At 40.8% G+C, this 13,864-nt stretch carries 17 protein-coding genes; 13 read left to right on the forward strand and 4 right to left on the reverse strand.

Going from position 1 to position 13,864, the window contains the following annotated elements; all coding sequences use genetic code 11:
- Positions 1-7 precede the first annotated feature (7 nt).
- The 4 genes from BA81_RS08550 to BA81_RS08565 form a co-directional block, all read right to left on the reverse strand.
- Entirely contained in the window at positions 8-223 is a 216-nt protein-coding gene (locus BA81_RS08550) for a hypothetical protein (RefSeq protein WP_024424712.1), read from the reverse strand.
- A gap of 259 nt (positions 224-482) precedes the next feature.
- Positions 483-1,760 carry an MFS transporter gene (locus BA81_RS08555; protein WP_034281582.1) on the reverse strand — a complete coding sequence of 426 codons (1,278 nt, stop codon included), beginning with the start codon at positions 1,758-1,760 and terminating at the stop codon, positions 483-485.
- Positions 1,761-1,833: 73 nt separating this feature from the next.
- A complete protein-coding gene (locus BA81_RS08560; protein WP_034281584.1) occupies positions 1,834-2,331 on the reverse strand; it encodes a L,D-transpeptidase family protein in 498 nt (165 codons plus the stop codon).
- Positions 2,332-2,487: 156 nt separating this feature from the next.
- Positions 2,488-3,345, reverse strand: coding sequence for a metallophosphoesterase (locus BA81_RS08565; protein WP_034281586.1), 858 nt, complete (start codon positions 3,343-3,345; stop codon positions 2,488-2,490).
- A gap of 138 nt (positions 3,346-3,483) precedes the next feature.
- On the opposite strand from BA81_RS08565, the gene fadH reads away from it, so the two are divergent.
- The 13 genes from fadH to BA81_RS08630 all read left to right on the forward strand — a co-directional run bounded on the left by fadH (position 3,484) and on the right by BA81_RS08630 (position 13,844).
- Positions 3,484-4,248 (forward strand): 2,4-dienoyl-CoA reductase, encoded by a 765-nt coding sequence (gene fadH / locus BA81_RS08570; protein ID WP_034281588.1) that lies wholly within the window; start codon positions 3,484-3,486, stop codon positions 4,246-4,248.
- Between the two features lie 64 nt (positions 4,249-4,312).
- Entirely contained in the window at positions 4,313-5,533 is a 1,221-nt protein-coding gene (locus BA81_RS08575) for an EAL domain-containing protein (protein WP_034281946.1), read from the forward strand.
- Positions 5,534-5,959: 426 nt separating this feature from the next.
- Complete coding sequence (locus BA81_RS08580) at positions 5,960-6,856, forward strand: manganese catalase family protein (protein ID WP_034281589.1); 897 nt, start codon at positions 5,960-5,962, stop codon at positions 6,854-6,856.
- A gap of 184 nt (positions 6,857-7,040) precedes the next feature.
- Positions 7,041-7,283: a YkuJ family protein gene (locus BA81_RS08585; protein WP_003212254.1), complete on the forward strand. Its 243-nt coding sequence runs from the start codon at positions 7,041-7,043 to the stop codon at positions 7,281-7,283.
- 146 nt (positions 7,284-7,429) lie between these two features.
- On the forward strand, positions 7,430-7,945 hold the full coding sequence (locus BA81_RS08590; protein WP_034281591.1) for a ribonuclease H-like YkuK family protein: 516 nt from the start codon (positions 7,430-7,432) through the stop codon (positions 7,943-7,945).
- A gap of 149 nt (positions 7,946-8,094) precedes the next feature.
- Positions 8,095-8,286 (forward strand): antirepressor AbbA, encoded by a 192-nt coding sequence (gene abbA, locus BA81_RS08595; RefSeq protein ID WP_003210802.1) that lies wholly within the window; start codon positions 8,095-8,097, stop codon positions 8,284-8,286.
- A 146-nt stretch (positions 8,287-8,432) separates the two neighbouring features.
- Positions 8,433-8,876 (forward strand): cyclic-di-AMP-binding protein CbpB, encoded by a 444-nt coding sequence (cbpB, locus tag BA81_RS08600; RefSeq protein WP_034281593.1) that lies wholly within the window; start codon positions 8,433-8,435, stop codon positions 8,874-8,876.
- A 96-nt stretch (positions 8,877-8,972) separates the two neighbouring features.
- The gene (gene ccpC, locus BA81_RS08605; protein WP_024424721.1) at positions 8,973-9,854 is read left to right on the forward strand and encodes a transcriptional regulator CcpC; all 882 of its coding nucleotides are present in this window, start codon (positions 8,973-8,975) and stop codon (positions 9,852-9,854) included.
- Positions 9,855-9,977: 123 nt separating this feature from the next.
- The gene (locus tag BA81_RS08610) at positions 9,978-10,454 is read left to right on the forward strand and encodes a flavodoxin (RefSeq protein WP_024426866.1); all 477 of its coding nucleotides are present in this window, start codon (positions 9,978-9,980) and stop codon (positions 10,452-10,454) included.
- Positions 10,444-11,337 carry a WD40/YVTN/BNR-like repeat-containing protein gene (locus BA81_RS08615; protein ID WP_034281596.1) on the forward strand — a complete coding sequence of 298 codons (894 nt, stop codon included), beginning with the start codon at positions 10,444-10,446 and terminating at the stop codon, positions 11,335-11,337. Before BA81_RS08610 ends, BA81_RS08615 begins: the two co-directional genes overlap by 11 nt.
- Positions 11,338-11,353: 16 nt before the next feature.
- Positions 11,354-11,812, forward strand: coding sequence for a flavodoxin (locus tag BA81_RS08620; RefSeq protein WP_080701188.1), 459 nt, complete (start codon positions 11,354-11,356; stop codon positions 11,810-11,812).
- Between the two features lie 109 nt (positions 11,813-11,921).
- On the forward strand, positions 11,922-12,632 hold the full coding sequence (gene dapD / locus BA81_RS08625) for a 2,3,4,5-tetrahydropyridine-2,6-dicarboxylate N-acetyltransferase (protein ID WP_008347987.1): 711 nt from the start codon (positions 11,922-11,924) through the stop codon (positions 12,630-12,632).
- 81 nt (positions 12,633-12,713) lie between these two features.
- Positions 12,714-13,844, forward strand: a complete 1,131-nt coding sequence (locus BA81_RS08630) for an N-acetyldiaminopimelate deacetylase (RefSeq protein ID WP_034281599.1) — start codon at positions 12,714-12,716, stop codon at positions 13,842-13,844.
- Positions 13,845-13,864 lie beyond the last annotated feature (20 nt).

The raw sequence follows: 13,864 nt of genomic DNA on the forward strand, positions 1-13,864 counted from the left end.
AGATGAATTATTTTGTATGAATAGAATAAGCGCAATAAAAACAACCATTAAAGTCAGTTTCATTCGTCATTTGTTTGGCTTCACCCATGGCGCTTTCCCCATTCATATGCATGCCAATCAATGTACGGCTTGCAGCATCACCTAAAAATGCACAATCTTCTGTATGTACAACAAACTGTCCCTGTTCATTCTTTGTATGAATAAAATAGTAACTTTTTAGCATTTCCTTCACCTCCAACCTGACTATCCTACTATAAAACGTTTAATGATGTAAAGGAATTTTATTGTGAAAAACAAGAAAAAATGGATCAACAAAACAAAACGAGAGGTGCTAAAAGGATGGAGGCGTTAGTAAAGCGAGGTATATGTGATTTATTTATGCATGCTTCAAACAGATTCTATGGGCAGAGGAAATGACATGAAGGATGTTTCAGCCATGCAAAAAGGACTTTCCTGAAAAGAAAGTCCTTTTTGCTATTTACTTATTGAACTCCCTGACCCTTTAGTTCACGCTGCACGTCTAAGTCGGCAGCTTCTCTGCTGAACTTTGGCAGTGTAATGAAGTAAAAAAGGAAGACGAGTAAAATAATAAAGCCCATTCCGTAATAAATATAAGAAACATTTGTAATGAGTTTTGGAAATAATACAGCAATCAGACCTAATGTCATCGATTGAGCAAACATAGTGAGCGGATCAACCCATCCTGACACACGGCCCATCAGGCGAGGGTGGACGATTCTAGGCAGCCAGCCGCCAATGACAATGTTGACTGGGCCAATGCATGTACCAATGACAAATGATGTGACATAAAACAACCATAATGTATGGGTAGAGCCAAGGACAAAAATCAAAATACCTGCGACCAGAATTGGAATCGACATGAGATATTGCATCTTTACCTTTTTAGCGAGGACAGAGCCCATTAAGCTTCCAACGAGCAGACCTGCACCAATCGCAATGGTAAAGAAGGATGTATGCAGTTCAAAATGGTCCGGTGAAAGTCCATATTTCATTGTAAACATCGGAAGAACGGCAAATGCGCCATTGACAAGACCGAAAACAAAAAAGCCAAAAATTAAAGAAGCCAATAATTTGTTTTTTAAAATATACAGAATGCCTTCTTTAAAATCTTTCAGAGACGTTTTGATGGTCATGCCTCTCCAGCCAGCTTGTCCATTTGGCTGGCGCGCTTCAATTGGAATGTTACATGAACGAATCAGGATGCCTGAAATAATAAAGCTGACTAAATCAATTGTAATGGCACCGTGAAGTCCAATCGTTTTATACATAATGGCACCAATACCAACGCCAAATACCATAAATAAACTAAACAGCATTTGATTTAAGCCAGCGGCTTTTGCATATTGATCTTTATTTAAAATGGCCTGAACGAGAGAAGCTTCAGCTGGATAGAAGAATTTCGTAATGGCACTTCGAATAAACAAGATCAAGAAAATAAGTGGCAGTGAATTAAAATAAATAACGATGAATAATACAATCGTCAGCCCAGCTCGTATCCAATCACAATTCTCTGCGACTTTTTTACGATCAAAACGGTCTGCGACTACACCGACCATAAAAAAGACAAAGACGGTAGGAAGAGAATACATGAGCTCAGCCAATGTGGCGTATGCGGGCTGATGACTAAAATGGTCGAGCAAATAAAAGGCAAACGCCATATTGCCTACTGTTGTCCCCATTTGCGAAGCAAGTGCTGCAAAAAAGAGACGAACAAAATTTCTGTTTTTAAAAATATCCATAAATACGCTCCTTAACCTGAAGATCCCACTTTATATCATATAAAATTTTAACCATTCGTACAATTGATTTCATCTACTGGCTAATGGTCACAGGTGTTCCGTTTGGAACGAGTGAAGCAAGCTCGATGACATTCTGATTATACATGCGAATGCATCCTCTAGAAACAGCTTTACCAATTGAAGACGGGTTATTCGTACCGTGAATGCCGTAATGAATTTTTGAGAGGCTCAGCCAATAAGCGCCAAAGGGACCTCCTGGGTTTGGCTGTCTGTTGACAATATAATAAGAACCTGTCGGTGTCATATTTAAAATTTTCCCTGTTGCAATCGGATACGAACGAATAAGCTGTGATCCAGAAAACAAAACGAGACGTTTCGTTGAAATCGAAACAAAAATGCGGTAAGGGATCGTATTAGGATCCGGCAAACCAGGAATGATAATGACCTCATTTTGTTCGGGCTCGCGAGCTTGAAATGACGGATTTGCAGCCTTTAAGGCATTTGTTGTAGTTCGAAAATCAAGTGCTATAGAAGCAAGGGTTTCTCCACTTTTCACCGTGTATCGAAGCACCAAAGCACACTCCTTTTACTCAAATAAAAGAAGCCATGATGCCGTCACTTGACATACTATATGGACGGAATCAGGCCCAGTAAGGTTTCTCCTAACATTTGTCATGAGAAAGATCATTGATTATACATATGCAGGAGAGGGCGGTTTGGCTTCTATTTATACGCGAGATGTCAATGTAAAAAAGGTTAACTCGGGTTTGGCTAAAAACCGAAGCGGCAGCCGCGTTGTTCCAAGTCCACGGTTGACATAGATGCGGTGCTGATCGATGCCGTATAAACCTTCTACATATGTACGGCCGTAAGGTGCTGTGAGAACTGGTCCATAGAAAGGCAGCTGCACTTGACCGCCATGCGTATGCCCGGAAAGCTGCAAGTTAATAGGTGTTGTTTTCAGCTCTAAAGCGGCATCAGGCTCATGGACGAGCAGTAACGTAAATAAATCAGATGATACTTCCTGTTTGATTAAATCGTAATCAGGCACGCTCATCATGAGATCATCCAGTGAAGCAATCTGAATATGCGCATGATCTTTTTCTAATAGAAACACATCATTTTTACATATTGTAAATCCACAAGCCTCCATTGTATTCTCATAAAGTTCCACGCCAAATGGTCCGTAGTCATGATTTCCATAGATGGCAAGCTTACCGAACGGAGCATGAAGCTTATTCAAATAAGCCTTCGCTTTTTCATGCTCTTCAGTCGATGCTTGAAAATCAACGAGATCACCTGTGAACACAATGAGATCTGGAGATGCAGCATTGATTTTCTGAACGATGGCTTCTAAATCCTTCGCAGAAAATGTATCACTTAAATGAACGTCACTAAATTGGGCTATTTTAAACTGGTCAAATGAAGCTGGAAGCTGAGCATCTTGAATGGTCAGTGACACGGTATCGATCATGCGCGGCTCAATGTACCTGGCATATCCATATCCACAACTTGCAGCCAAAAAACCGAGAATACTCGCACCAGCTGCTCCTTTTAAAAATTGTCTGCGGGAAAGCTGCTTCATATAAGACTCCTTTATAAATAAAATTAAGTATAGCATCATATTTGGAAAATCTCCCATATGGTGCACCGAGGGTCAATCATGATATGATAGACAATAATGAATGAATAGTCATTCAAATGACACAGAGGGGGAGAACAAATGACGAAACAAACAGTGATTGTCACAGGGGGATCAAGCGGTATGGGGAAGGCGATGGCTGCTCATTTGGCAGCTGAAGGCTGGAATGTCGTGATTACTGGTAGAACGGAAGAGACGCTGGAAAAAGCGGCAAAAGAAATGAAGCAGAAGGGCGGATCGGTCGCTTATTTCCAAATGGATGTACGAAACCCGGAGGATGCTGACCATATGGTCAAGTTTGCAGTGGATACATTTGGTGATGTCGATGCCCTCATTAACAACGCAGCAGGAAATTTTTTAGTGCCAGCAGAAAAACTGTCTCCTAACGGCTGGAAGGCTGTCATTGATATTGTGTTAAATGGTACATTTTTTTGCAGCCATGCAGTGGGGAATTACTGGATTCGTCAAAAGAAAAGGGGAAGTATGATTAACATGGTGGCCACCTATGCATGGGGTGCTGGTGTAGGCGTGGCGCATTCGGCGGCAGCAAAGGCCGGTGTGTTGTCTCTTACTCGAACGCTTGCTGTGGAATGGGGGAAGCAATATCGCATTCGCGTCAATGCGATCGCACCAGGTCCAATTGAGAGAACAGGCGGTGCAGATAAACTATGGGAATCTGAAGAGGCAGCGCAAAGAACATTAGATAGTGTTCCTCTTGGCAGACTGGGCACACCTGAGGAAATTGCAGCGCTTGCGAGCTTTTTATTGTCTGAGCATGCGTCTTATATAAATGGAGATTGTATCACGATGGATGGGGGACAATGGCTCAACCAATCACCATTTTGATTGACGATGTAAGACCTGCTTTTGATGTGGTATAATCACACAAAGAGAGAAGCAGGTGATGAAAATGGTCGATCCATTGGATATTTTAACGAATATTGAAGATGTTTTCCCGCACTATCAAGCAATATTCAGTGCGGAAGAGCAAAAAGTGATAGGCTATGAGATTCTAGGAAGAATGAAGCTTGAGTCAGAAACGGTCAGCCTAGGCTCCTTCTTTACGGATTCATCTATTCCTGACGAATATAAATTGGAAGTAGATCACAAAGTATTGACTCAAGCACTTGATCTCTTCACAACTGCAGATGACGATTTGCTCATTTTTATTAATCATGATGCCAATATCCTTATGCTGGATCATGGTGAAAGCTTTTTAGAACTTTTAAAGGAATATGAAGCAAGGGGCATTCAGCTTAACCGGTTTGTTATTGAGTTTGCAGAGCATACGTTTAGCGGCGACATTGAACAGCTATACCATACGTTAACGTATTATCGTACATATGGGATTAAGATCGCCGTCTCAAATATAGGAAAAGAAAGCAGTAATCTGGACCGGATTGCCTTGCTTTCACCTGATTTATTAAAAATAGATTTACAGGCATTAAAGGCATCGGCTCCATCTCCTTCCTATGAATATGTCTTGTACAGCATTTCATTGCTTGCAAGAAAAATAGGAGCTGCCTTAATTTATGAGGATATTGAAGCAAATTTCCAGCTGCAGTATGCTTGGAGAAATGGCGGGAGATATTTTCAAGGGTTCTATCTTCATGAGCCTGCAGGAGAATTAATCGACCGAAGCCACCGAAAAGATCAGCTTAGAGAAGAATTCCAGCAATTTATTGCCCATGAGAAAAAGAAGCTGCAAGCTGTCTACGAACATTCTGAAACATTCTATAAACGAATTCATCTAGCTGTTACGACTTTAAAGAAATCGTGCAGCACAAATGATGAGCTCATTCAAAAACTGGCACTTGAACTAACAGATTGCAGCTTCCGGATTTATATGTGTAATGAAGAAGGCTTTCAAATCACTGGAAATGTGTTTAAAAAAGAAGAAGAATGGCTGTTTCAGCCGGAGTATATAGAAAAAAACTGGAGCTGGCGTCCTTATTTCCTAGAAAATATTCTTCAAATGAGAATTAGCGGAAAAGGATTTTTCAGCGATATTTACAGTGATTTAGAAACCGGTGAGAGGATACGTACGTTTTCTTATCCTTTAGAGGGTGATATGTATTTGTTTATAGACCTTCCGTATGCTTATTTATATGAGCAAGATGGATTAATTTGAAGACGCGGCGTGAAGACAAACCCTCGCATTCGTTGTCAGTCCTATGTGCCAGTGCTCACGAATGTATAATTCGCTCCGCTCCGGTACTCGTCCTTCCTAGACTTCAAAAGTTTTCTATCACGCTGAAATATAAACAAAAGGCATTTTAGCCTTTTGTCTCAATCTGAGCAGCCTCGCAGGCTGCTTTTTTTGATAGAAAAAAGAAATAAAAAATGGTTGACAATGAAACTGATAATCATTATCATTTAGTTATAGAGAGAAGCTACTCTCTGTTCCCCAACCCCTCTATCAGATCAAGATCCAAAAAACTTGGCGCTACCCCCGCCAAGTTTTTTTTGTGCTTCAATCTTTCCCTTCATGCATAGGACAGCCCAAACTCTCCATACATCTTAAGTGATGATAGTTAGACGGTAGGAGGGAAACATCATGATCAAACGTGACATGCGGCTGCTCATTGATTTGCCAAGACCAGATCACCCAGATGCAAATGGTGCCGCTGCTGTGCAAGAATTACTCGGCGGGAAATTCGGTGAAATGTCCACATTAAATAATTACATGTTTCAATCCTTTAACTTTAGAGGAAAACGAAAACTCAAACCGTTTTATGACCTCGTATCCAGTATTACGGCTGAAGAATTCGGTCATGTCGAGCTCGTAACCACAGCCATCAATCTCATGATTACAGGAACCACCCATGGCGGGGATCCAGATACGACGCCGATGAAGGCAGCTGTCGATAAACGAAATACACAGCATTTTATTCAAACAGCCCAAACAGGCTATCCGTTTGATTCAATGGCAAAACCTTGGACCGGAGAGAATGTGTTCTCAAGTGGCAACCTCATTCTTGATCTCCTCCATAATTTCTTTCTTGAATGCGGAGCTCGTACGCACAAAATGCGTGTATATGAAATGACGGACCATCCTACAGCAAGAGAGATGATCGGTTATTTACTTGTCAGGGGCGGCGTGCATATTGTGGCATATGCAAAGGCACTTGAAGTCGCTACAGGAGTAGATTTAGGGAAAATGCTGCCAATCCCAAATCTCGACAACAAATACTTTGATTCAGCGAGGAAATTTGAAGACCAGAATGTTCATACAAAGCTGTACACATTTAGTGATACGGATTACAAGGATATCAATAAAATTTGGAAAGGCAGCCACCCGATTGATGGAAAGCCGCTGACAGTCATTGAGGGCACCCCGCAAGGAGCACCTGTGCCAGATTATAGAGAATTGCCAGAAGAGTTTGCTCCGGGGATTTCTAAAGAAGATTTTGATGAAATTGCGAAACGGCTGATGAGATCTGCCGGTTTATAAAAATCATGGTGCATGAGATGAGAAAAAAGACTCAAACTAAAAAAACAGATTCTTTTTCTTTTTTTGAATTCAAGAGGAAAAATATCATCTGAGAACACTTTATGGTATGATGCTTTGTAGGACTTGTGTATAATCAATACGGGTTCATCTTGAGTTGTTTTTTTGAAAGGAGTCTTTTTTTAGAATGTCACAATTAATGGGTATCATTACAAGGCTGCAAAGTCTTCAAGAGACAGCAGAAGCTGCAAACGAGCCGGCACAGCGTTATTTCGAAGTGAACGGTGAGAAAATCTGTAGTGTTAAGTATTTCGAAAAGAATCAAACGTTTGAATTGACTGTTTTTCAACAAGGGGATAAGCCAAATACTTTCCCATTTGACAACATTGATATGATTTCGATTGAGATTTTTGAGCTTCTACAATCCTAAGCTGAATCGTATGAAATGTTTTTTCTGAGGATTCCTTCGTTTATTGCGGCAGCATACATGGATCATCATAGATGAGATGTACAAATGGAAGATGATCAATCAGCGCATTTTTCGGATAAGAGACCATTAAAAAGGAGTTCCTTTCTGTGAGTGATTCTTTTTTCTACAATCTTTCTGAAGATCATTTAGCGTTTTCTGATGTCGTCATGAGAATGAAAGACTTTATTCGAAAAGACCCTAGATCCGCCTATGTGTTATCAATTGGTACGGACTCTCAGGTCAATCAAAATGTCACAACATTTATGACTGCAATTCATCTCCACCGGATTGGCAAAGGAGCTTGGGGTTGTCTCACACAACAAGTGATCGAGAGAGCCGTGCAAAGTCTTAGAGAAAAAATTTCATTAGAGACAGCGTTTAGCCAAAAGGTATGTGCAGACATCCTTGAGGGGCCTTTAACAGAACTGATGGATTTGCTTCTTCCGTTTGCTGAGGAAGGGGCAGACCTTCGTTTTGAAGCCCATCTGGATATTGGCAAAAAAGGAAGTACGAAAGAGCTGATTCAGGAAATGACCGGAATGATCACAGCTATGGGAATTGAAGCAAAAATAAAACCCGACTCATATGCAGCATTTTGCTATGCCAATCGATACACAAAATAAATTCCGTCATTTTTCTCCAAACCTTGTCGAAACGTGCGGTTGACGATTCGATTCTAGTTCCTTATTCTAGCTGTATAGAGAGGAAGCAGACATTCAAAAGCCTGCTAATCAATATAAAAGCATATATGAAACAGGGGGCCTGATGTTGAATGAGCGTCATCGAAAATCGTTTTAATGAAGAAGAGAAAAAGCTATTATTAAACGTATTGCTGAATCAGGAATATGCTGTCGAATTACTAAGCAGTGAGATCAATGATATAGAATGTGGAACAAAAAATGTCGACGACAATACGTATAAGCAATTGATCACATTGTATGACAGAGTAAGGTTTGAGAATTAATATTGATTTAACATTCTATTAGATACTCGGGGGCTGAGTATCTTTTTTATGCAGAAAAAATCTTTCGACAAATTTCGTTTTAGTTTATGCTTAATGGTAAAGGGGAATGTATGATTGATGATTGAGAGAAAAGGGGTCGAAGAAACATGATAGAGATAGAACCGACTCAATTGCTTGAGTCAACAGTAGCCGAGCATATGATTGATGCAGATAAGGTGGCACATGTTCAAATTGGAAATAATCTTGAGCATGCCCTATTGGTTCTAACAAAAACAGGATATACAGCCATACCGGTATTAGACGCTTCTTATCATTTACACGGGTTAATTGGAACGAATATGATTATGGATAAAATCTTCGGTTTAGAACGTATCGAATTCGAGAAGCTGGACCAGTTGAAGGTTGAAGAGGTCATGCTGACGGATATTCCGAGACTTAAAACAACAGATCCTGTACTAAAAGGCGTTCACGCTGTGACGAATAATGGATTTGTTTGTGTAGAAAATGAGGAGCAGGTTTTTGAGGGCATTTTTACACGACGAGTTGTATTAAAGCGCTTAAATGAGGTCATTCATTCCGCGAAAAAATGAGCTGCAGCCCAGCTTATTTTTTTTGCCTTCATAAGTTAAAATTTATATAATGAGCATATAGAATAAGAAAAACTTATAGAGAGAAAGGGGACGCCCATGCAGCTTCAGGAGTTACATATGCTTGTTGTGCTAAGTGAAGAATTGAATATGAGAAAGGCTTCAGAGCGGCTCTTTGTCTCTCAGCCTGCATTATCTCAAAGATTGCAGACGATCGAAAAGGAATGGGGAACCAAAATCTTTTTTCGTTCACAAAAGGGGCTGACTGTGACTTCGGCAGGTGAACAGATTATTCAATTTGCAAAAGAGGTGACGGTTGAACAGGATCGAGTGAGAGAGCGAATTGATGAACTTGAGGGTGATATTCACGGTACACTCAAGCTTGCGGTGGCGTCGATTATTGGACAGCACTGGCTACCAAAGGTGTTAAAACGGTATGTTGAAAAATATCCAAATGCCAAAGTATCACTCGTTACTGGCTGGAGCAGTGAAATGCTCAAAAGCTTGTATGAAGATCACGTGCACATAGGAATCATTCGCGGTAACCCTGATTGGAAGGGGACAAAGGAATACTTGATGACAGATCATTTATATTTAGTCGATTCCGTGATCAAGGACGTAGATGAATTAATCAAGACGGAGCGGCCATTTATCCAATTTAAAAGCGACAGCACGTATTATCAGGAAATCCAGCACTGGTGGCACCAAAAATTTAAAGTGTCTCCAAAGCAGACGATTCTCGTGGACCAAATTGAAACATGTAAACAAATGGCCTACCACGGCATCGGCTACGCCATTTTGCCTTCTGTTACCTTATATGACCACGAAAAAAGTGTTTATAAAACACCGCTTGTTGATGTGAATGGAGAGCAAATCGGCCGTGACACATGGCTGCTAGGCTATGAAGCGTCTTTTCAGCTAAAACAGGTGCAAGCTTTTGTCGGTGTGGTTAAAGAAATGCTTGAAAATGATGCGGTGTAAGTACCTTCTTGGAATAGGGAGGTACTTTTTTTTATGAAATCATTTGACAATGAAAATCATTATCATTTAAAGTGTACATATAATAATTGAAAATGATTATCATTTAGATGAGGTGACCGATAGATGAAAGCACTAATTGCATTTGCGAGTATGTCTGGAAATACGGAAGATATGGCAGCGATCTTAAAGCAAACACTTGAAGGAAAAGGGATCGATACAGAGATGATGGAATTTGATGATACGAATGCAGAAGACCTTTCCTCATACGATTACGTATTCATTGGTTCTTATACATGGGGTGATGGAGATTTGCCTTATGAAGCAGAGGATTTTTATGAAGAGGTCTCTACTCTTGAACTTAGCCACATTAAAGCAGCTGTCTTTGGATCGGGTGATTACAGCTATCCGAAGTTTTGCGAGGCTGTCCATACATTCCATGACATGTTGAAATCAACGGGTGCATCCGTTTTTCCTGAAACATTAAAAATGGAGCTTGCACCGGATACAGATGAAGATGTGGCGTGCTGTCAGGAATTTGCAGCGAGCTTTTTAACGTGGGCTGCTTTGTCTGAGAAACGAGTTGAAAATCATGTTTCATAAAGGAGCAACAGCCGTTGCAGCATCTAAAAGTGGTGGATACTTTGTTGCTGTAAAACGTGAAGGCATTTTTCACTATAGTGTGGAGAGCGGATGGCAGCAGCTATTTAAGCTCAAGCATAAAATCCATGCGATCAGCTATATTGGCCCTTATTTATTCGGTGTTGGTGAAAATGGCACAGTAATTAGATCAGGAGATGAAGGCAACACATGGGCGTTATCTTCATTCCCAACAAATGCAGTCGTTTGGTCTATTACAGGACGCAAAGATGGGTTTGTATGTGCGCATGGAAAACATAGTATCTATGTGTCAAATGATTTCGGAATTTCCTGGGAAATTATGAAGCCATTTGCTCATGTGAATCATCCGCCGGTCATTCGTTCTTTATGTGCTGCAGGTGACCATCTTTATATTGGAACACAGATTCATGAGGTTCACGGAGGAATATGGGTGTATGACTTGCAAAGTGAACAGATTTTTCTTCTAAACAGAGAGGAGCACCGCATGACAGCTTCTATGCTGCTCTGTCATGAACATCTTCTTGTTTGTGCGTTAGGTTCAAAAAAAGGCAAAAAAGGATCTGTTCAAATTTTAGATTTACATACAAATATTCTGCATGATATTCAATCACAGGCCTTTGCTAGAGAAGAATCATTTTTGGATGTGTCAGAGGATAATGGCATTGTGTATGTGACCACCTCACAAGACGAACACGGATTTTCTAAAGTGTATCAGCTTGATATTGAGCAAAAAGAGCTCAAATGGTTTGATACGATCAAAGGACATGGTTTTCGTGTAGCCAATCAAAACGAAAACTTTTTCTGTGCGGGTTTATATGAAAGTAAGTTTGTCAGGCCATATGAGGAGCCTGCATTGATTCATTGATAAGGAGGAAGTAAAAGTGACAGAAAAGGTTTTATTGGTATATGCCACGATGTCTGGAAATACAGAAGCGATGGCAGATTTAATTGAAAAAGGGTTAACGGAAGCAGGAGCCAGCGTAGACCGGCATGAAGCGATGGATATTGATGCCGAGCTGCTCAATGATTACTCGCACATTATGTTAGGGGCGTATACATGGGGAGATGGCGATCTTCCGGATGATTTTATTGATTTATATGAAGAAATGGATGACCTTGATTTAACGGGTAAAGCATTTGCAGTATTTGGTTCTGGCGATACATCTTACGAACATTTTTGCGGAGCTGTTGACCTAATTGAAGAAAAAGTGAAGGAGCTTGGCGGTGACATTGTCCTGCCTTCAGTTAAGATTGAGCTGAATCCAGAAGGGGAGGAAGAAGACGAATTAATTTCTTTTGGCAGACAATTTGTTCAGCTTCACCAGCAAGAAGCGGGATAATCGGTCCCGCTTGTTTTATTTTCCATTGCGGAGATGACTCTAACACTTGTCATTAAAACACTCCTTTGGTACAGTAATGAAGTATAAATTAAGAGGAGGACATACATACATGAAACAAATGGACGCTAATGAAATTATTTCATTTATTCAAAATAGTACAAAATCAACACCTGTCAAAGTCTATATCAAAGGAGACTTAGAAGGTATTGAGTTTGGTGAACATGCAAAAACATTCATCACAGGAAACACTGGAGTTGTTTTCGGTGAGTGGAGCGAAATTCAAGAAGCGCTAGCATCTAACAAAGATAAAATTGAAGATGTTGTCGTGGAAAATGACCGCCGCAACTCTGCAATTCCGATGTTAGATTTGAAAAACATTAAAGCCCGTATTGAGCCAGGGGCAATCATTCGTGACCAAGTTGAAATCGGTGATAATGCAGTCATTATGATGGGTGCTTCAATTAATATCGGTTCTGTGATTGGCGAAGGTACGATGATTGACATGAACGTGGTGCTTGGCGGCCGTGCGACAGTAGGTAAGAACTGTCATATCGGTGCTGGATCTGTTCTTGCAGGTGTCATTGAGCCGCCGTCTGCTAAACCAGTTGTTGTAGAAGATGACGTTGTCATCGGTGCGAACGCTGTTGTTCTAGAAGGAGTGACAATTGGTAAAGGTGCAGTAGTAGCTGCTGGTGCGATCGTTGTAAACGATGTAGAGCCTTACACAGTTGTAGCAGGTACACCTGCTAAGAAAATCAAAGACATTGATGAGAAAACAAAAGGTAAGACTGAAATCAAACAAGAACTGCGTCAGCTTTAATTATATAATTCGCAGCTGAAGACAAAGACGTGGATGAGATATCCACGTCTTATTCGTATAGAAGAAAGGAAGTGAGTTCACTTGTTAAATCGTGAGCAATTAATATCAATTCGAAGAGATTTACACCAAATCCCTGAGCTTGGTTTCCAAGAATTTAAAACTCAAGCGTATCTCATTCAGCACCTTAGCACCTATTCAAAAGATCGAGTTGAGATTGAAACGTGGCGAACTGGGCTTTTTGTGAAAGTGAAGGGAACAAACCCAACGCGCGTATTTGCTTATCGTGCAGATATGGACGGTCTGTCTATTCCTGAGGAAACAGGGTATCCATTTGAATCTGTGCATGAAGGAAAGATGCATGCATGTGGACATGACCTTCATATGACCATTGCACTTGGTATCATTGATCATTTCGTTCATGAACCGATCAAAGAAGACGTATTATTTATCTTCCAGCCGGCAGAAGAAGGGCCAGGCGGAGCTGAACCGATGCTTGCAAGTGATGTATTGAAAAAATGGACACCAGACTTTATTACAGCGCTGCATATCGCACCTGAATATCCTGTTGGAACAATTGCTACGAAGCCTGGTTTGTTATTTGCCAATACGAGTGAGCTTGTGATTGAGCTTGAAGGAAAAGGCGGACACGCTGCATATCCTCATTTAGCAAATGATATGGTTGTTGCCGCAAGTGCACTTGTAGGTCAGCTGCAATCGGTCATTTCGCGTAATGTCGATCCCCTTGATAGTGCGGTCATTACAGTCGGTACAATTACCGGTGGAACGGCTCAAAATATTATTGCGCAGCATGCAAAGCTTGACGGTACCATTCGCACACTATCCCCAGAGTCTATGGACAAGGTGAGAAAGCGAATTGAAGCATTGGCAAAAGGCGTTGAAATTGGCTACGAATGCAAGGCAACCGTTCAATACCCTTCATCTTATTACGAAGTGGACAATTCAAAGGATTTGACAGAGGAATTTATGTCATATGTAGCCGAAGAAGGGCTAGCAAATGTGATTGAATGCAGAGAAGCCATGACAGGAGAAGATTTTGGCTACATGCTGAAAAAATATCCCGGCTTCATGTTTTGGTTAGGGGTCGATTCAGAATACGGCCTGCACCATGCAAAGCTCCAGCCTGATGAAAACGCGATTGAAACAGCTGTGAATGTCATGACGGCTTATTTTAAAAAGCAAGCTGGGGAATGAATAATCGAGCTGCCTCCTGT

This window comes from Bacillus safensis FO-36b (genome assembly GCF_000691165.1).
GTDB classification, from domain to species: domain Bacteria; phylum Bacillota; class Bacilli; order Bacillales; family Bacillaceae; genus Bacillus; species Bacillus safensis.

Bases quoted from the DNA above. Each gene is read 5' to 3' on its own strand.
- dapD (WP_008347987.1), top strand. From the start codon at position 11,922: ATGAAACAAATGGACGCTAATGAAATTATTTCATTTATTCAAAATAGT.
- BA81_RS08580 (WP_034281589.1), top strand. From the start codon at position 5,960: ATGATCAAACGTGACATGCGGCTGCTCATTGATTTGCCAAGACCAGAT.
- BA81_RS08615 (WP_034281596.1), top strand. From the start codon at position 10,444: ATGTTTCATAAAGGAGCAACAGCCGTTGCAGCATCTAAAAGTGGTGGA.
- abbA (WP_003210802.1), top strand. From the start codon at position 8,095: ATGAGCGTCATCGAAAATCGTTTTAATGAAGAAGAGAAAAAGCTATTA.
- BA81_RS08610 (WP_024426866.1), top strand. From the start codon at position 9,978: ATGAAAGCACTAATTGCATTTGCGAGTATGTCTGGAAATACGGAAGAT.
- BA81_RS08565 (WP_034281586.1), bottom strand. From the start codon at position 3,345: ATGAAGCAGCTTTCCCGCAGACAATTTTTAAAAGGAGCAGCTGGTGCG.
- BA81_RS08575 (WP_034281946.1), top strand. From the start codon at position 4,313: ATGGTCGATCCATTGGATATTTTAACGAATATTGAAGATGTTTTCCCG.
- fadH (WP_034281588.1), top strand. From the start codon at position 3,484: ATGACGAAACAAACAGTGATTGTCACAGGGGGATCAAGCGGTATGGGG.
- BA81_RS08550 (WP_024424712.1), bottom strand. From the start codon at position 223: ATGCTAAAAAGTTACTATTTTATTCATACAAAGAATGAACAGGGACAG.
- BA81_RS08585 (WP_003212254.1), top strand. From the start codon at position 7,041: ATGTCACAATTAATGGGTATCATTACAAGGCTGCAAAGTCTTCAAGAG.
- ccpC (WP_024424721.1), top strand. From the start codon at position 8,973: ATGCAGCTTCAGGAGTTACATATGCTTGTTGTGCTAAGTGAAGAATTG.
- cbpB (WP_034281593.1), top strand. From the start codon at position 8,433: ATGATAGAGATAGAACCGACTCAATTGCTTGAGTCAACAGTAGCCGAG.
- BA81_RS08555 (WP_034281582.1), bottom strand. From the start codon at position 1,760: ATGGATATTTTTAAAAACAGAAATTTTGTTCGTCTCTTTTTTGCAGCA.